This window comes from Roseateles cavernae (assembly GCF_040187885.1).
Taxonomy (GTDB): Bacteria; Pseudomonadota; Gammaproteobacteria; order Burkholderiales; family Burkholderiaceae_C; genus Roseateles_E; species Roseateles_E cavernae.
This window is the reverse complement of record NZ_JBDPLH010000003.1, coordinates 567,080-589,436: the sequence shown is the minus strand read 5'-3', so window position 1 is coordinate 589,436 and position 22,357 is coordinate 567,080. Positions and strand designations below refer to the sequence as shown.

The window sequence follows — 22,357 nt, the reverse complement described above, 5'->3', positions numbered from 1 at the left end:
ACAAAAGTAGAGCAAACAAGATGGCAAGCATTTCCCTTCGCAATGTGGTCAAGCGTTATGGCCACGGCCCCAAGGCCAACCAGGTGATCCACGGCGTCAACGCCGAGATCAAGGACGGCGAGTTCATCGTCATCGTCGGCCCCTCGGGCTGCGGCAAGAGCACCTTGCTGCGCATGGTGGCCGGGCTCGAAGAAGTCTCCGGCGGCGAGATCGCCATCGGCCCGCGCGTCGTCAACGATGTGGAACCGGCCGATCGCGATATCGCGATGGTGTTCCAGAACTACGCGCTCTACCCGCATATGAGCGTGTTCGAGAACATGGCTTACGGCCTGAAGATCAAGAAGGTGCCGATCGCCGAGATCAAGACCCGCGTCGACAAGGCCGCCAAGATCCTCGAGCTGGGCCATCTGCTGGACCGCACGCCGCGCGCCCTGTCCGGCGGCCAGCGCCAGCGCGTCGCGATGGGCCGCGCCATCGTGCGCAACCCGCAGGTCTTTCTGTTCGATGAGCCGCTGTCCAATCTGGACGCCAAGCTGCGCGCCCAGACCCGGCTCGAGATCCAGAAGCTGCACCGCGAGCTGGGCGTGACCTCGCTGTTCGTGACCCACGACCAGGTCGAGGCGATGACACTGGCCCAGCGCATGATCGTGATGAACGGCGGCCATATGGAGCAGATCGGCACGCCCGAGGAGGTCTACCAGCGCCCCGCCACCACCTTCGTCGCCAGCTTCATCGGCTCGCCGCCGATGAATCTGCTGAAAGGCCAGGCCAAGGGCAATAGCTTCACGGTCGGCGGCATCACCCTGGCCCTGCCGGCCCCGGCGCCGCGCGAAGGCGAGCTGATCCTGGGCCTGCGCCCCGAGCATCTGGACCACTGGAATGCCAGCAGCGGCTGGCCCCTGAAGGTCGAGATGATCGAGATGCTGGGCGCCGAGCGCCTGGTCTATGGCCGTCTGGGCAGCGAGCAGTTCACGCTGCGCATCGACGGCACCCTGGTGCCGCCGGCCGTTGGAGACACGCTGATGCTGGAGCTCAGCGACAAGCAGCTGCACTGGTTCGACGCGCAGACGCAAAAGCGCGTCGGGAGCTGAGTCATGAGCGCAGCGCAGGGCCGCCCCAAGCAAGCTCGCTCCCGCATGGCGGGACAGGCCGCAGGCCGAAGGGTGCACCAATGAGCGACTGGCCGATGCCGTTCTGGATCGCCCATCGCGGCGCCGGCAAGCTCGCACCGGAGAACACGCTGGCCGCCTTCCGCGAGGGCGCACGGCATGGCTATCGCGCCTTCGAGTGCGATGTGAAGCTCAGCAGCGAGGGCATCCCCTTCCTGCTGCATGACGCGACGCTGAACCGCACCACGCCCGAGCGCGGCGTGGCCGGTGAGCGCCCCTGGGCCGAGCTCTCGCGCATCGATGCCGGTGCCTGGCACAGCCGCGCCTATGCCGGCGAGCCACTCCCCAGCCTGGATACGCTGGCTCGTTACGTCATCGCGAACCGCTTCGCGCTGAACATCGAGATCAAGCCGACGCCGGGTCAGGAACTCGTCACCGGTCAGGTGGTGGGCCGCGAGGTGCTGCGCCTGTGGGCTGGCTCGGGCCTGCTGCCGCTGTTCAGCTCCTTCCAGCCCGAGGCCCTGGCCGGCGCCCTCGAAACCGCGCCCGCCGTGCCACGCGGCCTGCTGCTGGACAAGCTCTCGGATGGCTGGCTGGCACAAGCCCTGCGCCTGCAATGCCGCGCCGTGATCACGAACTATGCGCTGATGAACCAAGCCCTGGTCGAGCAGCTGCATGCCGCCGGGCTGAAAGCCCTGGTCTATACCGTCAACGACCCCGCCTCGGCCGAGTGGCTGATCGGCAATGGGGTCGACGGCATCATCACCGATGCGGTGGACAGGTTCGCGCCGGCGGGGTGAGAGGGTCGGCGGCTGCAGATGGAAAGCGGTCGGCGAAAGGCCGATCAATCGCGATCGATGGCGGCGTGAACCACTGCGCGCCGTTCTCCGTCACGTAGAAGTGGTCCTCCAGCCGCACGCCGAACTGTCCCGGCACGACGATCATCGGCTCGTTGCTGCAGCAGTGGCCCGGCGCCATCGGCTGCCGGTTGCCGCGCACGAGATAGGGGGCCTCGTGGATGGACAGGCCGCAGCCGTGGCCGGTGCGGTGTGGCAGCCCCGGCAGGCGGTAGTCGGGGCCGAGGCCGGCGGCCTCCAGCACCCGGCGCGCGGCGGCGTCCACCGCCTCGCAAGGCACGCCGGGGCGCACCGCGTCGAAGGCGGCTTGCTGGGCGGCCCGCTCCAGCGCCCAGATGCGCTGCTGCGCCTCGTTCGCCTCGCCGAAGATCCAGGTGCGCGTCACGTCGGAGTTGTAGCCCTCGATGCTGCAGCCGGTGTCGATCAGCACCAGCTCATCGCGGCGCAGATGCTGCACGCCGGGGATACCGTGCGGATAGGCCGTGGCATGACCGAACTGCACGATGCAGAAGGTGGAGCCACCGTCCGCACCCAGCGCGCGGTGCGCCTGGTCGATGAAGCGCAGCAGCTCATCCGTGCCAATGCCTTCGCGCGCGATGCCGGCGGCCAGGCGGTGGACTTGCAGCGTGATGTCGCAGGCGTGCTGCATCAGCGCCAGTTCGGCAGCACTCTTGCACATGCGGCAAGCGTCGATGATGGGCTGGGCGTCGACAACGAGTCCCGCCTCCAGGTGGCGGCCCAGCCCGGTGCTGATGCGCAAGGCAGCCTCGGGGTCCAGCGCCAGCGTGCGTGCGCCGCGCTCGGCCATCGCACGCGCCACCAGCGCGTACGGGTCTTCGTGCTCCTCCCACAGGCGCTTGCCCGCCGGTATGCGCAGCACCGCGTCCAGCGAGCCCTCCTCGAAGGCCGGCGCGATCAGCAGCGGCTCGCCCGCGGCGGTCAGCAGCATCGCGACGAGGCGCTCGCTCGCGCCCCAGCCGATACCGGTGAAATAGCGCAGCGACTGCCCCGCCGTGACCAGCAGCGCGTCGACGTCAGCCTCCTGCATCAGCGCACGCGCCTTGGCCAGGCGCGCTGCATACTCGGCGGCGCTGATGGCAGGCGGGCGCGCCGGGAGACTTTGCCGCCGGGTGTCGAACTGCGCCTGGGCTTGCGCGGTCGTGAGGTGGCCGATCTGGTCGTTCATCGAGGGTTCCTTGTTGATCGAAGCGAGTGAAGGCTCAGCAAGCCAGCAGCCGGGCATTCACGCAGGCGCGGCCAGGGCGCCGATGCAGGCGTGGGGAGGATGAGCGCGCGGCGCTCTCAAGATGCTAGAGCTTGGGGCGCGTCCCGGCTATGCCAATTTCCGCATCTGGGGTGCGCGTCGGAATGACACTCAGGCGCGCGCCTCGAGCATGATGCGCCGGTAGTCTCGCGGGGTCGCACCGACCGAGGCCTTGAACTGGCGGCTGAAGGCGCTCTGGTCGCTGAAGCCGCAGGCCAGGCCGATGGAGGCGATGCTGTCGCCGCCGCGCAGCAGGCCCATCGCGGCCTCGATGCGCAGCCGCGTCAGCCATTGCTGCGGCGTCAGGTGGAAGACGCGGTGGAACTGGCGCTCGAGCTGCGACAGCGACAGCCCCGCCAGGCCGGCCAGCGCCTGCATGCGCACGCTCTCGCCGAAGTGCGTCTCCATATGGTCGAGCACGCGGCGCAGCCGCGCGAAGCCGGGATGGCGGCCGTCCGGCTGCTGCAGATCGTGGGAGACGCCCATCAGGCCGAGGATCGCGCCGCCCGGTCGGTCCTGCAGCGGCTTCTTGTGGGTCAGGCACCAGCCGGAGGCGCGGTTCGGAAACAGATGGACCTCCAGCTGGCTGGCGATGGACTGGCCGGCCAGCACGCGCCGGTCCTGCGAGGCATAGGCTTCACCCAGGCGCTGCGGGAAAACCTCCAGCGGCGTGCGCCCCAGCACCTCCTCGCGCCGCGACAGCCCCAGGCGCCGCACCAAGGTCATGTTGGCATGGGTGTAGCGGCCGTTCAGGTCCTTGATGAAGAACACGGTGGCCGGCAGCGTGTCCATCAGGCACTGCAGCTGCTCGGCATCGACCTGGGTGGGCAGGGGCTGGCTCATGGGCTCAACTATAGGAACTCCCGGTGGTATTTATTGTGCCGACTTCCGCATGTGCATGGCCGGAACATGCCTAGATGGCGCCGGGCTTTCAAGCCATGCTGCCGGCCATGCAATACATCGACTACATCGACTCCCACACCGGCGGCGAACCGACGCGCGTGGTCCTGTCTCCCCTGCCCGGCCTGGATCGCGGCAGCCTGGCCGAGCGCCGCGCCGCGCTGGTGCGCGAGCATGACCGCTGGCGCAGCGCGATCGCCTGCGAGCCGCGCGGCTCGGACACCATGGTCGGCGCGCTGCTGCTGCCGCCCGAGAACCCCGGCTCGGTGGCCTCGGTCATCTATTTCAACAATGTCGGCGTGCTCGGCATGTGCGGCCACGGCACCATCGGCCTGGTGCGCACCCTGGCCCATCTGGGTCGCATCCAGCCGGGGCGCCATGCCATCGACACGCCGGTTGGCACCATCACGGCCGAGCTGCATGCCGACGGCCGCGTCAGCCTCGCCAATGTCGAAAGCTACCGGCATGCGGCAGGCATCGAGGTCGAGATACCTGGACACGGCACGGTGCGCGGCGACGTGGCCTGGGGCGGCAACTGGTTCTTCATCAGCAAGGACTGCCCGCTGCCGCTGGAGCATGCCCATTGGCGCGAGCTGACCCGCTACACCGCCGCGTTGCGCGAGGCGCTGACGGCGGCCGGCATCAGCGGCGCGGACGGCGCCGAGATCGACCATATCGAGCTGAACGCCGCCCCCATCGATCCGGCCCACGACGCGCGCAACTTCGTGCTCTGCCCCGGCCTGGCCTACGACCGCTCGCCCTGCGGCACCGGGCTGTCCGCCAAGCTGGCTTGCCTGGCGGCCGACGGCAAGCTGGCGCCCGGCGCGGTCTTCCGCATGGAGAGCATCATCGGCAGTCTGTTCGAGGGTAGCTACACGCCGGCCGAGCAAGGCCGCATCGTGCCGCGCATCACCGGGCGCGCTCATCTCTCGGGCGAAGGCCGCCTGCTGATCGAGGCCGACGATCCCTTCGCCTGGGGTGTCGTCGCGCGCTGAGCCTTGCCGCTCGGCGCGCAACCTCGGCTGCGTCAGTTCGCCAGCCCGCCCATCAGCCGCTGCTGCAGGAAGCCATAGCTGAGCGACCACAGCCGCGCCTGCTGCGCCGGTGTCGCGGCGCCGGCATGGCCGCCCTCGATGTTCTCCCAGTACAGCACCTCGTGGCCCTGCTCCTGCAGCCGGGCCACCATCTTGCGGGCATGGCCGGGATGCACCCGGTCGTCACGCGTGGAGCTGGTGTAGAGCACCGGCGGATAGCGTTTGCCGGGCGCGGCGTTGTGATACGGCGAGTACTTGCCGATGTAGTCCCATTGCTCTGGGATGTCGGGGTTGCCGTATTCCTCGATCCAGGACGCGCCGGCCAGCATCTCGTGATAGCGCCGCATATCGGTCAGCGGCACCTGGCTGACGACGGCGCCGAACAGCTCGGGCCGCTGCACCATCGCCACCGAGGTCAGCAGCCCGCCCAGGCTGCCGCCCATGATGCCCAGCTTCTCCGGCCGCGTGATGCCGCGGCGCTGCAGATCCTCGGCCACCGCGATGAAGTCGCTGAAGCTGCGCTGGCGATGCTCGCGCTGCGCCGCCTGGTGCCAGCGCGGGCCGAACTCGCCGCCGCCGCGCAGATTGGCCAGCACATAGACGCCGCCGCGCGCCAGCCAGGCGCGCCCCAGGATGCCGCTATAGCCGGGCTTCATCGAGATCTCGAAGCCGCCGTAGCCATAGAGCAGCGTGGGCCGCCCCTCCTTGGGGGCGGGGCCGCGCGGCGCGACGATGAAGTAGGGAATCGTCGTGCCGTCGGCGGAGCGCGCCTGCAGCTGGCGCACCTCCAGACCGCTAGCGTCGAAGAAGGCGGGCAGCTGCTGCAGCGTCTGCCGCGTCGTGCGGCCGACCTCGGCGGCCTGCAGGCGCGCGGGCTCCAGGAAGCCGCTGCGCGTCAGCAGGTAGCGATTGGAGCTCTGCCCGGCCAGCGCGGCGACCCAGAGGCTCTCCAGCGGCCCGGTGGGCACGACGCGGCGCTGCCATTGCCGGCCCGCGGGGCGCCACTCGGTCAGGCTCTGGCGCACGTCCCGCATGCCGACCACGAGCAGCGCGTCCCGCAGGATCGTCAGGCTCTGCAGCGCCCCGTCGCGGGCCGGATCGTGCAGCAAGGTGAAGCGCGGCCTGCCGTCCAGCCAGGCCTGCAGCGGCGTCGCGATCAGGGCCCCGGCCGGATAGCGGCGGCCGCCCTGCTCCCAGTCGGAACGCAGCTCGATCAGCGCCATCGTGCCGAACAGCCGGGCCTGCGCATCGTCGGGCTTGGGCAGCTCGACCAGCTGTCCGTCCCGCAGCAGGTACTGCTTGCCGGCGAAGAAACTGGTGCGGCGCTCCAGCACGAACTGCTGCCGGCCCTGCAGGCGCTCGCCCCAGGCCCACAGCCCCACCTCGTCCCGGGCACCTTCCAGCAACAGCCGCGCCTCGCTCAGCGGGCTGCCGCGCCGCCACAGCTTCAGCTGGCGCGGATAGCCGGAGGCGGTCAGACTGCCGGCGCCGAAGTCGGTGTAGACGCCCAGCGTGTCGGCATCGATCCAGCCCGCGCCGCCCTTGGCCTCGGGCAGCGCGAAGCCGCCCTCGGCGGCCGGCACAAAGCGGCGCTCGACCGTGTCGTACTCGCGCAGCACATGGGCGTCGCCGCCGCCGCGGCTGAGGCTGACCAGGCAGCGCCTCGCCTGCGGCGCGAGGCAGTTCGCACCGGCCCAGACCCAGCGCTCGCCCTCGGTCTTGGCGAGCTGGTCGACGTCCAGCACGGTCTCCCATTGCGGCCGGTCCTGCAGATAAGCCTCGGGCGCGCTACGGCGCCAGAGGCCGCGCGGATGCTCGGCATCGCGCCAGAAGTTGTAGACCTGCGCCCCCAGCTGCTCGGCGGGCGCCAGCCTGGCCGGCGAGGCCATGACCTCGGCCAGCTCGGCCTCCAGCCTGGCGAAGCCCGGCGCCTGCAGCAGCGGCGCCAGGCTCGGCTGCTGGCCGCGCACCCAGCCGAGGGCGCGCTCGCCGTCCACCTCCTCCAGCCAGCGGTAGGGATCGGGCAGGTCGGCCGGCGGTGCGGCGCAGACCAGGGGCGCGGCGGCGAAGGTCGCCAGCAGCGCAAGAAGGAGTCGTGCTTGCTTGATCATCATCAGAACTTCACCTCGGCGCTGAGCTTCAGCACGCGCTCGTTCAGGCCGGGCAGCGTGCTGCTGGCGCGGCGGTAGACGGCCGGCTGCTCGTTGAAGGCATTGGACAGATTGGCCGACAGCGTCCAGCGCTTGATGCCGGTGTACTGCAGCCACAGGTCGGTGCTGGTCCAGGACGCGATGCGGCAATGGCTGTCCGGCTCCTTGCGCTCGGCGCAGCCCGAGGCCTGGTACCAGTCGTCATCGTTCTCGTCCCAGGCCAGCTTGGTGGAGCCGCTGAAATAGGTGCGGGTCCCCAGCTTCCAGTCGCCGCGGGCCCAGTTGGCCTTCAGCACCAGGCGCTCGCGCGGCACGCCGTTGTAGCCGACGCGGTTGATGCGGTAGGCGTTCGCATTCAGGTCCCAGTACAGCAGCTTGGACTGGATATTGGTCTCCAGCCCCGCGTCCAGCTTGCCCCAGTCGCCCAGGTTCCACTTGCTGCGCAGGTCGATGTCGAAGCCGCTGACCTTGGTCTTGTAGAGGTTGCGGTACTGCAGGCGCATCGTGCGGATCGGGCCGGCGGCGAAGCCGATGTCCTTGCCCGTGAGCTCCTTGGCGCGCTGCGACCAGAGCTTGTCCTGCGCCGAGACGGGGTCGCGGGGCACCAGGCCCGGGCTCTGGTCCTCGTTCTCCAGGATCTGCGCGATGTCGGGCACGCCGATCTCGTTGCGGCGCTTGATCGAGTAGTAGTCGATCGAGGCGCTGACATTGGACGCCAGCTGCAGCACCATGCCCAGCGTGGCATTGCTGGAGCGCTCGGGATTGAGGTCGAGATTGGGCGTGACGGCCGAAGGGAAGCCGGCCGCGCAGCCCGCGTTGAAGGCCAGCGTGGCCTCGATCTGGTCGGCCGCGTTGCCGGTCTTCAGCGCGTCGCGCAGCGCGCGGGCGGTGGCGCAGCGCTTGGGATCGACGATGCTGCTGTTGAACCAGGAGGCACCGCCATTGCCGGTCTCGGGCAGGCTGGGCGCGCGGAAGCCCTGTGTCACCGTGCCGCGCAGCATCAGCGCCTGGAACGGACGGAACACCAGCGAGGCCTTGGGCGTGACGGCGCCGAAGCCGTCGAACACCTTGTCGCCCCGCAGCGCCAGAGTGGCCTCCAGCTGCTTGGTGATGGGCGCGGCCAGCTCGGTGAACACCGCGGCCATATCGCGCTTGCCCTCGATGGCAACACCCGAGAAGCCGACGATGCGCGCCTGCAGGATGTTGTCCATGCTGCGATGGGAGAACTCCTCGTGGCGCAGCTCGGCGCCCACGGCCAGCATCAGCGGGCCGCCGGGCAGCGTGGCGATCTCGCGCGAGCCCTTGAAGTCGGCGAACTGCTGGCGGTAGCGGCCGGTCGAGCCCATCTCCGGGAACATCTTGTCCAGCACCGATTGCGGGTTGGTCTGGCCGAACTTGTACTCGCCGCTGAGCACGGCCTCGGTATAGCCGAAGCGGTCCAGGTAGAGGTGCTGGCGCTGCGTGGCGCGCGAGCCCATGGTGCCGATCGCCGTGTTGATGTCCCAGCCGGCGAACATGCCCTCGATGCCCAGCACAAAGCGATGATCGGTCGACGCGCCGACGTTCTTGAACATCTCCGGGTTGTCGACGAAGCGGTAGGCCAGGGTGACCGGGAAGCTGTACGGGTTGTTCGGATGACCCACCGGCAGCGCCGGGTAGCTCCAGGACTGCAGCTCGCCCTTCAGCGAGTCGTACCAGGTCTGGGTGAAACCCGCGGCCTGGCTGCGCGGTGCCGCGGTGTGGTACCTGGCCTTGATGTCGGCGAACTGCAGCTCGGTGAAGGCCGTCAGATCCCTGCCCAGCTTGAGGCGGCCGCCGAGCATGCCGGTGACACGCTCGGTGGCGGGGCGGGCGTCGCTGTCCTGCCAGTAGTCGTAGAGGCAGACGCCGCCGACCAGATTCTCCGCTGCGCAGCCCGGGGCCGCCGTCGTGAAGGTCTTGCCGGTGGCCGGGTTGACGCCGGTGTAGTTGCCCGGGAAGGAGCCGGATGATTTCTGCAGGCGGCCCGGGTTCTCGTCGGTGTACCAACTGGGCAGCAGGGGGCGCACCTCGCTGTCCTTGTAGCTGCCGCGCTGGTAGAGCTCGAGGTGGCCGTAGACGTTGTAGCCCTCGGCATCCAGATGGCCATGGCCGGCGGTGACGGAGCCGGACTTGTCCCCGGCCAGGAAGCTGCGGCGCAGCGACTGCTGGGCGCTGGCGTTCAGCGCGACGCCAGTGAAGTCCTTGCTCGTGATGATGTTGATGACGCCGCCGATGGCGTCGGAGCCGTAGATGGCCGAGGCGCCGTCCTTCAGGATCTCGACCCGCTCGATCAGGTTGGCCGGGATCGCGTCGATATTGGTGAAGTTCAGCTGCAGGCCGTCGGCAAAGCCGTAGCTGGAGAGGCGACGGCCGTTGAGCAGGGTCAGCGTGCCGCCCAGGCCCAGGTTGCGCAGCGAGATGCCCGAGGCGCCGCTGGCCCAGGAGTTGGCGCCGCCCAGGTCGCTGAGCGCGCCGCGGTCGTTGCCGGTGAGGTTGCCCAGCACCTCGCCGACGGTCAGCGCGCCCGAGGCCTTGATCTCGTCGCGCGAGATCAGCTGCAGCGGCTGCGAGGTCTCGGCCAGCGTGCGTTTGATATTGGAGCCGGTGACGACAACGCGCTCCAGCGTCTTGTCGGCTTCCTTGGCTGCCTCCTGGGCATGGGTGTTCAGGTGGGCCAGCAGCAGCGCTGCGGCCATGGCGGTCGGGGTGCGGAAGGGCTTGCTCACGTGTCTCCTCATGCTTGTAGAAATATGAGGTGCGAGCTTAGAAATCGGTGGCCGGGCCGTATTGATGCGGGGCGCCGCGAGGCACGCCGATTTCTGCACAATTGGCGCGCTGCCGCCACAGGGAGACGCCAGCTTCAGGGTTGACCCTGGGCCAGAACAAGACGCAGCCGATGCAGTGGAAGCACTTCGATACGACCCGGCGCATGAGGCCCGGACCAGCTTGCTAGTCCGTCCAGACCGGCGGATGCCGCCGCTGCCAGGCAAACATCTGTTCCAGCGCGCCGGCCAGGCCCAACAGGCGCTCATCCTGGCCGGGCATGGCCATCAACTGCACGCCGACCGGCAGGCCCGATGCCGTCTGATGGACCGGCAAACTGATGGCCGGCGCGCCGCTGAGATTGGCCCAGGGTGTGAAGGCACTCCAGCGCAGCATGGCCTCGCTCGATGCGCGGCCGTCATCCAGGCGCAACGCGCCGCTGGGCAGGGCCGGCGCGCTGCTGGTCGGCGTCAGCAGCACATCGACGCCGGACTGCCATTTCAGCCAGGCGCTGGCCGCCGCCGCCAGACGCATCATCGACTGGGCATAGCGCTGGCCGGTGGTTGCCTCGGCGTTCTCGACATACCAGCGCGTGTAAGGCATCAGCGCCGCGCGGCGGTCCTCGCTCACCTGGGTCTGCACATGCAGGCTCAGGCTCACGCCGATCACATCGCACAGCGGCTCCATCAAGGCCCAGATGCGCAACGCCGGCGGCAGCACCATAGCCACGATCTCGTGCCCCTGCGCTTCCAGCGCCTGGGCGGCCTCGGTGCAGGCCTGCCGGCAGTCCGCATGGACCGTCGTCTCGTCGCTACCGGGGTCGGTCAACAGACCGATGCGCAGGCGGCCTTGCAGCGGCGTGCGCGCGGCCTTGCGGTGCGCATCGGGCGCCCAGCTTGGCTGGCGCCACAGCTCGCCGGGGCCGATGGCGCCGACGGCGTCGAGGAACAGCGCCGCATCGCCGACCGTGCGGGCCACCGGTCCTTCGCTGCCGAGCTGGTACCAGGACGGCAGCACCGAGGGGATGCGGCCGCGGCTGGGCTTGATGCCGACCAGGCCGCAGTTCGAGGCCGGCGTGCGCGTCGAGCCCAGGCCGTCGCTGGCATGGGCCATGGGCGCCAGGCCGGCCGCCACCGCGGCGGCCGCACCGCCGCTCGATCCGCTGGCCGACAGTCCTTCGCCATAGGGGCTCAGCGCCGGTGAGGCCAGCTGCGTCTCGGTATAGCAGCAGGGGCCGAACTCGGGCGCATGGGTCTTGCCGATCACGATGATGCCGGCCTCGCGCAGCCGGCCGACGACACCGCCGTCCTGCTCGGGCACCCAGCCGGTGATCGCCGCGCTGCCCAGCGAGGTCGGCAGGCCGGCGCTGGGATGCAGATCTTTCAGCGGCATCGGCAGGCCGTGCAGCAGGCCCGAGGGGGCTTGCGTATCGGCCCGCCGAGCCGCGTCCAGCGCCTGCTCGGCGAAGACAGTCACGAAGGCCCCCAGCGCCGCGCCATGGCGCTCGATGCGCGCCAGGTAATGGGCGACCAGCTCGACGGAAGAGATCTCGCGGCGCTGCAGCGCCGCGCACTGCGCCTCGGCGCTCAGCTCATGCAGCGCGGCCATCAGGGCTCCCGCCGCCGGCCCGGGGCCGCCGCGATCTGCGCCATCAGCGCATCAACCTCCTCGGCGACCTGGGCGACAAAGGGCGGCAGCACCGCGATGCTCATGTGCTCGGAACCGGCCAGCTCGCGCACGCGGCCGCGCGTCGACAGCTCCGCATGCGCCTGCTGATAGCCCGGCCAGCGCTGGTAGACCGCATCCAGGCCCTCGATGCCGGTCGGCGCCGGCGGCTTGGGCGCCCACAGCACCACCAGCGGGCGCTCGCCCAGATCGGGTGCGGCTGCGGCCTGGCTCCCTACCTGCCGCAGGCCCTGCACCTCGTAAAGCATCGCGTCCACCGCCTCGGGCGTGAAGGTCGACTTCACCTGCTCGGCGACCTCGGGCATGTCGGCACACACCGCATCGATCATCGCGAACTCCGGCGGCGGCGGCCCGCCGGCGCGCAGCTTGACGCGTTTCGCGCGCTCGGCGGCCATCTGCTCCGTGGGCGCCTCGTCGTAGAGCGCGAACTGGTCTGGATGGCTGGCATCCAGCATCATCAGGCCGGCCACCTGCTCGGGGTAGAGACCGGTGTAGACGCGCATCAAGAGGCCGCCCAGCGAGTGGCCGATGAAGAGCAGCGGGCCGCGCACGCCGGCCGCGTCCAGCAGCGCATGCAGGCGGCGCGCATTGCGCTCGGCGTCCAGCGGCTGCGCATCGGGCTGGCTCCAGCCCAGGCCCGGTCGGTCATAGCTGCAGACCGGGTATTTGCGGGCCAGTGTGCGCTGCAGGCGCGCGTAGACCGGCGAGACGGTGCCGGCGCCCGATTCGATCACGATGGTGGGCTGGCGCGGATCGGTGGGCACGGGGCCGCTCAGGTGCAGGTGCAGGCGCAGGCCGTCGATCTCGTAAAGCCGGCCCGGGGGCTGGGCCGCCGGCGCGAGCCAGTGCGGATCGGCCACCCGCGGCCAGTAGTCCAGGCTGCGCACGCGATAAGGCAGGCTGGCGAAGTCGGTGTTCACCGTGCCGGGCGTGCTGACATAGAAGACCGCCTTGGCCAGCGGCGCGAAGCGGGCATGGAAGTGCTGGGCCGATTTGACGACGATCAGCCGCTTGCGCGCGAGTTCGATGCCCAGGCCGGTGAAGAGCTGGGGATCGAGCACCTGGCTGCGCTTGCTGATCAGCGCGATGTCGATGCCATCGGCCAGGCGCACCCAGACGCTGCGGCCCAGGGCCATGCGGTCGCCACCGTCGCTACTGCCATTCAAACCCGGCTGGTAGAAATCCTCGACCACCGCCATCACCGTGGCGCTGAGATCGAGCGGTGCGCCCGAGGCCGGGCCGCCCTTGCCCCCCAGGCGCAGCTCGACGCGCGCGCCGACGCCGGCATCGCTGCAGATCTGCACCGCGCCCAGATCCCAGAAGCCGCCGATCGCGACATCGGCTATGCCCTGCGCCAGCAGCTCGCGCAGGATGAACGTGCTATCGCTCATCGCGCCGCCGCCGGCGTTGTCGGCCACATCGGCCAGCACCACGGGACCGCCCTGCACCGCCAGCGCCTGCGTCAGCGCATCGCCGATGCTCAGGTTCGGCGTGCGGGTCTGCTCGCGCAGCGCCCAGAACTCGCGGCCCAGCTGCTCGGCCAGCGCGGCCGCCAGCGCCGCATCGTTGTCGGTCGTCACCCAGAGCTTGGCGCCGCCCTCGGCCACATCGGCCAGCACCACGGGACCGCCCTGCACCGCCAGCGCCTGCGTCAGCGCATCGCCGATGCTGAGGTTCGGCGTGCGGGTCTGCTCGCGCAGCGCCCAGAACTCGCGGCCCAGCTGCTCGGCCAGCGCGGCCGCCAGCGCCGCATCGTTGTCGGTCGTCACCCAGAGCTTGGCGCCGCCCTCGGCCACATCGGCCCAGGGGAAGCCATGGCCCAGCGAGACCGACAGCACGCCGGCCTGCTGCTCGACGGCCTGCATGCGCCGCACGAAGCCGGCCATCGGTTCGCGCGTCGTGTGCCACAAGCCCACCATCTTGCAGTCGAACACGGCCGTGCTCGGCTTGACAAGGCCCTGTGCCGCCTTGAGCACGATGTCGAGCACCTCGCGCAGGCGTGGCAGCGCATCGGTGTGCGGGTACTCCTTGTAGGCCACGATCACATCAGCCGAGCGCTGCATCAGCGCGGTGTAGTGGCAGTGCAGGTCCAGCTCGACGCCGATGGGCACGGTAGGCCCGACGATGGCACGGGCCCGCTCGATCAGATCGCCCTCGCAATCGTCATAGCCGTCGGCCACCATCGCGCCGTGCAGCACCAGGATCACGCCGTCCAGCGGCCCCGCTGCATGGGCCGCCTGCAGGTCGGCCAGGATCTCGTCGCGCAGGCCCTCGTAGACCTCGCGCACCGTGCGGCCCAGCGGCATCGCAAAGGCGGTCGTGCTCTCGACCAGCTCGTGGCCCTGCTCGGCCAGCCAGCGGCGCAGGGTCAGCGGGTAGAGGCCGAAGCCCTGCGGGTCGCGCGTGCTGGCATCGCCGCGAAAGATGCCGTACTCCCGGAAGCAGCCCCAGCCGGTCGGCGCGGCGGCGAAGGTGTTGGTCTCGGTGGCGAGGAAGGCGGTGAAGAACTTCATGATGGCGGGATTCCCTTACTGGTCCAAGCGCGTGAAGCGCATGTGGCGGGTGCGGACGCTGTCGATCCGCAGGCCGACCACCCGGGCGCCGGCGCGGTCGAGGTTGACGACATTGCTGTTGGCGAGCGCGGCCAGCAGCGGGTCGGTCGGAACGATGAACAGCACATCCTCCGAGACGGGCTGCAGGCGAAAGCGCAGCTGGCCATGCCGGCCTTGCACGGTCAGCGTCAGCATCGCGCCCTCGATGGCGATCTGCGCGTCGGCATCGAGGTCGGCGCTGCGGTAGCGGCCGACCAGCTGCGGCGCCAGCGCGGCCGACTCGGGCGCGGCCTCGGCCAGACGCCGGAAGCGCTGCACCCGGCCGCCGTCGCGCACCTCCAAGGTATCGGGGGCCTGCGCGGAATCCGCGCCGGCCAGCTCGACCTCGAAGGCGCTGGTCCCCATGTCCATGACGCCCAGCCAGGCACTGCTCTCGCCGCGTTTGCGCAGCGGCAGCACAGGGCTGCCATGCACGGACAGACCCAGCATGCCGGCCACCTCGCCGAAGCGCATCAGGCTGCCGCTCTCGGGCTCGTGGTAGTGCTGGCCGGGCAGGCCGGGGAAGGCGCTGGCCACGACCCGCGGCACCGCCGCCTCGGCACTTTGCGGCAGCTGATCGGCCAGCAGCAGGTCGATCAGCTTGAGGGCGATCGCGGCGGGGGCGGCGGCCAGGCCATTGGTCATGATCGTGATGTCCAGGCCATGCGCGGGCACGGTGATCATCTGCGAGCCGCCGCCGAGGATGGCACCGTTGTGATGGATCACCTCGACGCCGCGGTAAGGATGGCAGACCAGGCCGAAGCCATAGGGCGAGACCTCGCCCGAAGCCAGGGTGTTGGGCGCCAGCATCTGCGCCCAGCTCTGCGCGCTGCCGACCGTCTTCTTCTCGCTGCGCAGGTGGGCCAGCCAGGCCAGCATATCGTCCACCGTCGAGACCAGCGAGCCGCTGCCCTCGAACTCGGTCGGGTAGAGCGCACGGGTCCATTGCGCGCGCGCATCCGGCGCGGCGCCCGGCACCGGCATGTAGAGCCCCGCCAAGCCGCTTCGCACATCGAGCACGCTGGGGATGGACTCGCTGTCCAGCATGCCCAGCGGCTCGAAGATGCGCGTGCGCAGGAACTCGGCAAAGCTCAGCCCGCTGACGCGCTCGACCGTCAGGGCCAGCAGGCGGTAGCCGCCATTGCTGTAAATCATGCGGGTGCCGGGCTCGAAATTGAGCTCGCTTTGCCGCGCCATCAGCGCCAGGCTGCTGCCGGTCGGCTGCAGGTTCAGTCCATTGGCCCAGGTCCAGAGCTCATCATGGCCGCGCCAGCCGCCGGTATGCGCCATCAGCTGGCGCAGCGTCGGGCCTTCGGCGCCGAGCCTGGGCAGCTCGGGCAGATGCTGCTGTACCGCATCGTCGATCTGCAGGCGGCCGTCCTCGGCCAGCAGCAGGATGGCCAGCGCGGTGAAGTGCTTGCTGGTCGAGGCCAGGCGCATGCGGGTGTGCGGCGTGTTCGCTACGCCCTGCTCGAGGCTGGCCAGACCGAAGCCGCGGCGGTAGCGCAGCCGGCCTTGCTGGTGGATGCCGACCACCATGCCGGGCGCATCGCCACGACACAGCGGTTGGAGAAGCGCGTCGATCGCTGCAATCGCGGCGGTCGGATCGGTAGTGAGGGTAGACATGGGTAGCGGGCTCAAGCGGCAGGGTTGACGGTCTTGATCAGGCGCACGAACGCGGGCTCGGTCGCGCGCAGCAGGGCGGCGCCCAGCAGGCAGCCGGTCATCGTGGCGGCGACGATGGCCATCGCCAGGCCGTTGGGGATGTGCTTCACGGCGTCCGAAACCATGCCAATGGCCAGCGGCCCCAGCACCGCGAAGGGCAGGCCGGCTATCGACAGTACCCCGACCACGCGGGCGCGCAGATGGGCCGGCGCGACCTCCTGCAGCACGTTCGGCAGCACCACCGCGCCGCAGATCAGCGGCACCAGCAGCATGGCCAGCAGCACGAACACATCGTTGGCCGAGCGCACAAACAGCAGCGCAATCGAGATCAGCCCGGCAGCGGCGTAGCCCAGCGTCATCACTCGCACCGGCGCGGCCAGGCCGACGCGGCGCCGCGCCACCCGCATCGCATTGACGCCCAGCACCCCGCCAAGCAGGGTGCCGACCATCACCGCCACGCCGATGCCCTGCCCCAGCTGCGCCGGCTGCACGCCGAACTGTCGCGCCGCGACGATGGGGATCCAGCTGCCTATCGAGCTCAGGCCCACCGAGGCCAGGCCGGCCGCGGTCACCAGGCAGGCCAGCGTGCGCCAATGGGCGCGCAGGTAGTCGCCAAAACTGATGCTGTCGGTCTCGCCGCTGACCTCGATGCCCGGCGGAGGCGGCTCGTAGCCGACCGCGGCGGCGCCGCGTGCGCTGCGTATCGTCAGCACCAGCAGCATCACCGGCGCACCGACGATCGCCATCGCAAAAAAGGTCAGGCGCCAGGTCTCGTAGGCCTGCAGCGCGACCGGCAGCAGGTGGTGCGACTTCTCGATCGCCTGCACGATGCTGCCGCCCACGATCGCGCCGAGCGCGCCACCGAAGAGGGCCGCGATGCCGAAGATCGCGTTCGCCAGCACCCGCTGGGCACGCGGGAACAGATCGGGGATCAGGCTGTTGGTGAGCGGCCCGAGCCCGGCCTCGCCGACGCCCAGGCCGATGGACGCGATGAACAGCATGCCGTAGTCCATCGCGGTGCCGCGCAGGCCGGTCGCCGCGCTCCAGACCAGCACGCAGGCGGCCAGCACGATGCGGCGGTCGAAGCGGTCGCCGAGCCAGCCCAGCGGCAGGGTCGCCAGGCCGGAGAACAGCACCAGGCCGGCGCCCTTGAGCATGCCGATCTGGGTGTCGGACAGCGACAGGCTCACGCGCATCGGCTCGGTCAAGAGGGTCACCAGCATGCCGTCGATCGAGCCGAGAATGGTCGCGATCAGCAGCACGGCCAGCGTGTACCAGGAGGCCGCGCCGGCGCGCCGGGTCGCTGGCGCCGATGCAGGGGCGTGCGAGGAGGAAGCCGCCGGGGCAGCGGCGGTCTGAGTGAAGAAAGCCATGGTCAGAAGGGGACGTTGACGGCGACGCCGAGGGTGCGGGGCTCGACCACGACGGCCTTGCCTGCGGTCGCCGAGTCGACGGCGACCGCCGCCAGACCGCGGCTGTTCGCCAGATTGCGCAGATAGGCGGAGAGCTTGAAGCGCTCGAAGTCGATGCCGGCCTGCAAACCGTACACGGTGTAGGACGGCAGCAGATAGTCGCGCGCCAGCGTGCTGCCGGGGAATCCGGCATGGCGTTCGCCGACATGGCGGGCATTCAGGCCCAGATAGGCCGGGCGACCCGCGAGCTCGAAGTCGCGTGTGGCGGACATCGAGGCGGAGACGCGGGCGGTGTTGGGCAGCTTGTCGCCGGCACGGCCGCCGAGGCCCTGGGCATCGGTGCGCAGTTTGGCATCGATCAGGGACAGCGAGCCGTCGAGCCGCCAGCCCGCGCTGGGCAGCCAGATCAGGCCCAGCTCTCCGCCGCGGATGCGCGCCTTGCCGGCATTGGTGAAGAAGCCGAAGACACCGTCTTTCATCGTCTGCTGGATATCGCTCCACTCGATGTCATAGACGGCGGCCTCGACCATCAGCCGGCGGTCCAGCAACGTGGCCTTGTAGCCGGCCTCGTAGCTCCACAGCGAGTCGGACTTGAACATCGGCTTGACGGAAGGCGAGGTCGTCGGCAGCAGGCCATTCGGCCCGCCGGGCCGGTAGCCGCTGGCGACGCGCAGATAGGCCGAGCTCAGCGGGTCGAGCTTGTAGCCGGCGGTGGCCAGCCAGGTGGTGGCGGTCTCCTCGGACTCGCCGCCATTGGTCGAAGTACCACCGGCCAGCAGGCCTGCCGACGTGTTGGTGAAGCGCTGCTCCATGCGGCCGACACGCACGCCGCCGGTCAGCGCCAGCGCGGGCGTGGCATGCCAGGTCACATCGCCGTAGAGCGCGAGATCGCGGTAGGTGGCGGGCTTGCTGGTCTGGTAGAGATTGAGCGTGCCGGGGCCGCTGGCGGTCGTGTAGCCGAAGCCGCCGTCGATGCTGGAGCGCTCGCGGTTGATGTAGAGGCCGGCCAGCCATTCGAGATCGCGCGAGGCGCTCGAGGTCAGCCGGAACTCCTGGCTGACACGGTGCTGCTCGCCACGGCTGTCGCCCCAGACCGAGGTGGCCGGAACGCCGGCGCCGACCAGCACGGGCAGCAGCAACGAGGAGGCGTCCTGCTGGCCATGTAGCTTCACATCCTGCACCGAGGTGATGGCATTGAGCCGGGCCCAGCCCATGTTGTATTCGATGTCCATGCCGAGCAGATCGGTGCGCACGCTGCTGGGCTCGCGGGCGCCGAGCCGGCGCAGGCGCTCGCCCAGCACCGGCTGCCCGGTGACGAGATTCAGGTCCTCGTAGTCGTGGCCGACGCGCCTGGCCTCCTGCGAGGTGAGCGTCAGGCGCATCGAGAGGTTACGGCTCGGCGTCAGCAGCGCCGAGATGCGGGCGCCCGTGGTGGTGCCGCGGTTGACGTTCTTCTCGGCCGCCACGCCGATGGTGTCGTCATAGCCGCCGAAGCGCGTGCTGTAGGCGGCGACGCGCACGGCCGCCATGTCCTGCTTGATCGGCAGATTGACCACGCCATTGACCGTGTGACCCGTACCGCCGTACTGGGTGGAGCTCAGCGCGAGCCTTGCGCTGCCGGAGAACTCGCCGGTGTCGGGCTCGTTGGTCACATACTTGATCAGGCCGCCCATCGCACCGGCGCCGTACAGGGTGCCCTGCGGCCCGCGCAGGATCTCGATGTGGTGCAGGTCCAGCAGGCCCATGTCCAGCGGCGTGACAGCCCCCAGGCCATAGGGCGCACTGGAGCCGGTGGCGACATCGTCGACATAGACCCCGACCGAGGCGGCGCCCACCGAGGCGGTCGCCAGGCCGCGGATGCTCAGGGCGCCGGCGAAGGCACCGCCATGCGTCAGCGTGACGCCAGGCTGGCTGGCCACATAGTCACCCAGCTCGCGCGCGCCGCCGCGCTCCAGCGCCTCGGTCTGCAGCACGTCGACCTTCAGCGGCACCTCGCGCACCGGCTCGCGGCGGCGCGAGGCGCTGACCATGACCGTGTCCAGGGTCGACACATCGGCACGCGGCTTGGGCTCGTCGGGCGGCGTGCTGTAGAGCACGATGGCGCCGCTCTCGTCGCGCCGCACCTTCAGCCGCGTGCCGTCGAGCAGGCGGGCCAGCGCGTCCTCGGGCGAGAGCTTGCCCTTCAAGCCCTTGGTCGACAGGCCCTTGATGTCGTCGACCTTGTAGAGCAGCTGGACGCCGGCCTGCGCGATATAGGCATCGAGGGCGGCCTTCAGATCACCGGCAGCGACGTCGAACTCGCGGCTCTGCCCATGGGCCGTGGCGGCGATGGCCAGAGTACACACCAGGGCCAGATGACGGAGAGTCCGGCCGCGCACGCTTTTCTTCATTGGAATTCCTTGGTTGGAAACGATGAACTGCTATCCAACGAAGACGGGCCGCTCGTCATATTCCGGTAGCAATTTCATCAGTCCCAGCGTAAACACCTAGGCCGCAGCTGACAGCATGCCGGAAACGGGCGGCTGGCTCGTCTGTACAGGAGGCACACCCGTCTTCCCTCCACTGCGATCAAGCCATGACCTCTACCGACTCTTCCTCCTCCCCGACCGGCCTGACGGCCGTCGACGCCCTGCTGCAGCCCTTCAATCGCAGCGATGCGCCGGGCCTGGTCGTGGGCATCGCGCGCGCGGGCCGGACCGTCTACCGCCGTGGCGTCGGCCTGGCCAGCATCGAGCAAGGTGTCGCGATGGCGCCGCACACGCGTGTGCGCATTGCATCCACCAGCAAGCAGTTCACCTGCCTGGCCGTGCTGCTGCTGGCCGAGGACGGGCTGCTCGACATCGACGACCTGGTCTACCGGCACCTGCCCGAGCTGCCGCAGCTGCACCCGGCCGGGCCGACGCTGCGCCAGCTGATGCATCACACGGGCGGCTGGCGCACGGACCTGGCCGCCGTCGCCCAGGGCCTGGCCATCCTGCCCAAGGCCGACTGGTCCAAGCCGCTGCACGATCCCAACCGCGAGCTCAACTTCGAGCCGGGCACGCGCATGATTTATTCGAACACCGGCTACCAGCTGCTGGCGCGCGTGATCGAGCGCCTGAGCGGCCAGCGCTTCGAGGACTTCATGCGCGAGCGCATCTTCGCGCCGCTGGGCATGCACGACACCGAGTCGCTGAACAGCGACCTCGAGATCCGCGCCGGCATGGCCATGCAGTACCAGGCCCAGCCGGCGGGCGGCGGGCTGCAGCGCGGCATCTACCCGGGCGAGCTGCGCGGCAGCGGCTCCCTGGTCTCGACTATCGCCGATATGCTGTGCTGGCTGGCCCATCTGCGCAGCCCGGCAAAGACAGTCGGCAGCGCGGCCAGCTGGGCCCAGATGATTGCGCTGCCGCAGCTGTCGACCGGCATGCGCCTGTCCTATGCGCTGGGCCTGATGCGCCACGACTACCGTGGCGTCGAGGTGATCCACCATGCGGGCGCGGTGCTCGGCGCCACCTCGCAGATGATCACGGTGCCCTCTCATGAGCTGGACATCATGATCATGGTCAACGGCGCCCCCATCTCGCCGGTGGCGCTGGGCTTTCAGATCATCGACGCACTGCTCGGCGAGGCCCTGGACGCGCCGCCCGCCCCTGTGCTGGCCGCCGCCCATGCGGCGCTGCTCGGCCAGCGTTATCACGCCGCCGCGACCGGTGCGGTATTCGGCTTCGAGGACGCCGGCGGCAAGCTCGCGCTCAACTGGCTGGGCAGCCGCGGCATGCCGCTGCGCCAGGCCGGCAGCGAGGCCCTGCTGCCCTGCGAGGACAGCGCGCTGAACCCGCTGGGCTTCGCACTCGAGGAGCTCGCCGGCGAGACCGCGCCCGACACCCTGACCCTCAACGACGGCGGCCATCTGCTGCGCTGCAAGCGCCTGCCCGATGTGGCTCCCACCAGCGCCGCGCTGGCGCCGGCCCTGGCCGGCCGCTACCGTGTGCCGGATCTGCAGACCGACGCCCACGTCGAGATCGAGGGCGAAGGCGAGGCCTTGCAGATCATCGTGCGCCTGCAGGGCCGGCACGGCCACAGTGCCTACCGCCTGCAGCCGCTGTCGTCGGACCTGCTGCTCGCCATGCCGGCCGATGCGCTGTTCGCCGGCATGGGCGGCGCCGGCATCATCAATATCGATCGCGAGGCCGGCCGCGTCAGCGGCCTGCGCCTGGATGCGCCGCGGCTGCGGCATCTGCGCTTCATCCGCGAGGAGCACGCCGCATGAGCAACAAGATCTTCGGCGCCTTCCTGGCCACCGAGACCAATACCTATGCGGCCGCGCCGACCGGCTGGGGCGGCTTCGAGGAATACGGCATCTTCCATGGCGATGGGAGCCTGCGCGATCCGCAAGGCATTGGCGCGCCGATGGCCGATCTGCGCCGGCTGCTGGCCGACCAGGGGCATGCGCTGGTCGAGAGCATCAGCGCCTTCGCCCAGCCGCTGGGCCGCACGGTGCGCGCGGTCTACGAGGGCCTGCGCGACGAGATCCTAAGCGATCTGCGGGCGGCGCTGCCGGTCGATGGCGTGATCCTGGTGCTGCACGGCGCGATGGTGGCCGAGGGCTATGAGGACTGCGAGGGCGATCTGATCACGCGGGTGCGTGCCCTCGTCGGGCCGGCCGTGCCCATCGGTGTCGAGCTGGACCTGCACTGCCACACCACCGTGCTGATGCAGCGCTCGGCCGACGCGCTCATCGCCTACAAGGAGTATCCGCATGTCGATGCGCTGCCCCGGCTCGAGGAGCTGCTGCGCATCGTGCTGGACACGGCGGCCGGCAAGGTCCGGCCGACCACCGCGATGTTCGATTGCAAGATGGTGGGCCTGTGGCACACGACGCGCGAACCGATGGCCGGCTTTGTGCGTCGCATGCAGGCGGTC

The 22,357-nt window shown here is 70.0% G+C and carries 13 protein-coding genes and 1 pseudogene; 5 read left to right on the top strand and 9 right to left on the bottom strand.

All coding sequences use genetic code 11. The annotated features are described in order from the left end of the window. The first annotated feature begins 20 nt into the window (after nucleotides 1-20). Nucleotides 21-1,091, top strand: a complete 1,071-nt coding sequence (locus ABGI63_RS13315) for a sn-glycerol-3-phosphate import ATP-binding protein UgpC (RefSeq protein ID WP_349742852.1) — start codon at nucleotides 21-23, stop codon at nucleotides 1,089-1,091. Between the two features lie 80 nt (nucleotides 1,092-1,171). Continuing rightward, nucleotides 1,172-1,909 carry a glycerophosphodiester phosphodiesterase gene (gene ugpQ, locus ABGI63_RS13310; RefSeq protein ID WP_349742851.1) on the top strand — a complete coding sequence of 246 codons (738 nt, stop codon included), beginning with the start codon at nucleotides 1,172-1,174 and terminating at the stop codon, nucleotides 1,907-1,909. Here ugpQ and ABGI63_RS13305 read toward each other — a convergent pair. Further along, on the bottom strand, nucleotides 1,872-3,152 hold the full coding sequence (locus tag ABGI63_RS13305; RefSeq protein WP_349742850.1) for a M24 family metallopeptidase: 1,281 nt from the start codon (nucleotides 3,150-3,152) through the stop codon (nucleotides 1,872-1,874). The genes ugpQ and ABGI63_RS13305 overlap by 38 nt on opposite strands. 189 nt (nucleotides 3,153-3,341) lie before the next feature. Further along, on the bottom strand, nucleotides 3,342-4,073 hold the full coding sequence (locus ABGI63_RS13300; protein WP_349742849.1) for an AraC family transcriptional regulator: 732 nt from the start codon (nucleotides 4,071-4,073) through the stop codon (nucleotides 3,342-3,344). A gap of 107 nt (nucleotides 4,074-4,180) precedes the next feature. Here ABGI63_RS13300 and ABGI63_RS13295 point away from each other — a divergent pair, with 107 nt between their 5' ends. Beyond that, nucleotides 4,181-5,125: a 4-hydroxyproline epimerase gene (locus tag ABGI63_RS13295; RefSeq protein ID WP_349742848.1), complete on the top strand. Its 945-nt coding sequence runs from the start codon at nucleotides 4,181-4,183 to the stop codon at nucleotides 5,123-5,125. A 32-nt stretch (nucleotides 5,126-5,157) separates the two neighbouring features. Here ABGI63_RS13295 and ABGI63_RS13290 read toward each other — a convergent pair whose 3' ends face one another. From ABGI63_RS13290 to ABGI63_RS13260, 7 genes are all read right to left on the bottom strand, one after another. Then, nucleotides 5,158-7,278, bottom strand: a complete 2,121-nt coding sequence (locus ABGI63_RS13290) for a prolyl oligopeptidase family serine peptidase (protein ID WP_349742847.1) — start codon at nucleotides 7,276-7,278, stop codon at nucleotides 5,158-5,160. After that, nucleotides 7,278-10,061, bottom strand: a complete 2,784-nt coding sequence (locus tag ABGI63_RS13285; RefSeq protein WP_349742846.1) for a TonB-dependent receptor plug domain-containing protein — start codon at nucleotides 10,059-10,061, stop codon at nucleotides 7,278-7,280. The genes ABGI63_RS13290 and ABGI63_RS13285 overlap by 1 nt, the downstream gene beginning before the upstream one ends. 223 nt (nucleotides 10,062-10,284) lie before the next feature. Then, nucleotides 10,285-11,706, bottom strand: coding sequence for an amidase (locus ABGI63_RS13280; protein ID WP_349742845.1), 1,422 nt, complete (start codon nucleotides 11,704-11,706; stop codon nucleotides 10,285-10,287). Continuing rightward, nucleotides 11,706-14,297 carry an alpha/beta fold hydrolase gene (locus tag ABGI63_RS13275; protein WP_349742844.1) on the bottom strand — a complete coding sequence of 864 codons (2,592 nt, stop codon included), beginning with the start codon at nucleotides 14,295-14,297 and terminating at the stop codon, nucleotides 11,706-11,708. The genes ABGI63_RS13280 and ABGI63_RS13275 overlap by 1 nt, the downstream gene beginning before the upstream one ends. Nucleotides 14,298-14,312: 15 nt before the next feature. Continuing rightward, on the bottom strand, nucleotides 14,313-16,001 hold the full coding sequence (locus tag ABGI63_RS13270) for a serine hydrolase domain-containing protein (protein ID WP_349742843.1): 1,689 nt from the start codon (nucleotides 15,999-16,001) through the stop codon (nucleotides 14,313-14,315). A gap of 11 nt (nucleotides 16,002-16,012) precedes the next feature. After that, nucleotides 16,013-17,413, bottom strand: a complete 1,401-nt coding sequence (locus ABGI63_RS13265; RefSeq protein WP_349742842.1) for an MFS transporter — start codon at nucleotides 17,411-17,413, stop codon at nucleotides 16,013-16,015. Nucleotides 17,414-17,415: 2 nt separating this feature from the next. Continuing rightward, nucleotides 17,416-19,842, bottom strand: a complete 2,427-nt coding sequence (locus ABGI63_RS13260; protein WP_349742841.1) for a TonB-dependent receptor — start codon at nucleotides 19,840-19,842, stop codon at nucleotides 17,416-17,418. Nucleotides 19,843-20,027: 185 nt separating this feature from the next. Here ABGI63_RS13260 and ABGI63_RS13255 point away from each other — a divergent pair, with 185 nt between their 5' ends. Continuing rightward, nucleotides 20,028-21,704 (top strand): serine hydrolase domain-containing protein, encoded by a 1,677-nt coding sequence (locus ABGI63_RS13255; RefSeq protein WP_349742840.1) that lies wholly within the window; start codon nucleotides 20,028-20,030, stop codon nucleotides 21,702-21,704. Continuing rightward, a pseudogene (locus ABGI63_RS13250) lies at nucleotides 21,701-22,309 on the top strand (M81 family metallopeptidase); the annotation flags it as partial. The gene ABGI63_RS13255 and the pseudogene ABGI63_RS13250, both read left to right, overlap by 4 nt. Between the last annotated feature and the right edge of the window lie 48 nt (nucleotides 22,310-22,357).

What these genes read in the sequence shown, in the direction of transcription:
- ABGI63_RS13255 (WP_349742840.1), top strand. Translation starts at nt 20,028, where the DNA reads ATGACCTCTACCGACTCTTCCTCCTCCCCGACCGGCCTGACGGCCGTC.
- ugpQ (WP_349742851.1), top strand. Translation starts at nt 1,172, where the DNA reads ATGAGCGACTGGCCGATGCCGTTCTGGATCGCCCATCGCGGCGCCGGC.
- ABGI63_RS13260 (WP_349742841.1), bottom strand. Translation starts at nt 19,842, where the DNA reads ATGAAGAAAAGCGTGCGCGGCCGGACTCTCCGTCATCTGGCCCTGGTG.
- ABGI63_RS13315 (WP_349742852.1), top strand. Translation starts at nt 21, where the DNA reads ATGGCAAGCATTTCCCTTCGCAATGTGGTCAAGCGTTATGGCCACGGC.
- ABGI63_RS13270 (WP_349742843.1), bottom strand. Translation starts at nt 16,001, where the DNA reads ATGTCTACCCTCACTACCGATCCGACCGCCGCGATTGCAGCGATCGAC.
- ABGI63_RS13265 (WP_349742842.1), bottom strand. Translation starts at nt 17,413, where the DNA reads ATGGCTTTCTTCACTCAGACCGCCGCTGCCCCGGCGGCTTCCTCCTCG.
- ABGI63_RS13280 (WP_349742845.1), bottom strand. Translation starts at nt 11,706, where the DNA reads ATGGCCGCGCTGCATGAGCTGAGCGCCGAGGCGCAGTGCGCGGCGCTG.
- ABGI63_RS13305 (WP_349742850.1), bottom strand. Translation starts at nt 3,152, where the DNA reads ATGAACGACCAGATCGGCCACCTCACGACCGCGCAAGCCCAGGCGCAG.
- ABGI63_RS13275 (WP_349742844.1), bottom strand. Translation starts at nt 14,297, where the DNA reads ATGAAGTTCTTCACCGCCTTCCTCGCCACCGAGACCAACACCTTCGCC.
- ABGI63_RS13300 (WP_349742849.1), bottom strand. Translation starts at nt 4,073, where the DNA reads ATGAGCCAGCCCCTGCCCACCCAGGTCGATGCCGAGCAGCTGCAGTGC.
- ABGI63_RS13295 (WP_349742848.1), top strand. Translation starts at nt 4,181, where the DNA reads ATGCAATACATCGACTACATCGACTCCCACACCGGCGGCGAACCGACG.
- ABGI63_RS13290 (WP_349742847.1), bottom strand. Translation starts at nt 7,278, where the DNA reads ATGATGATCAAGCAAGCACGACTCCTTCTTGCGCTGCTGGCGACCTTC.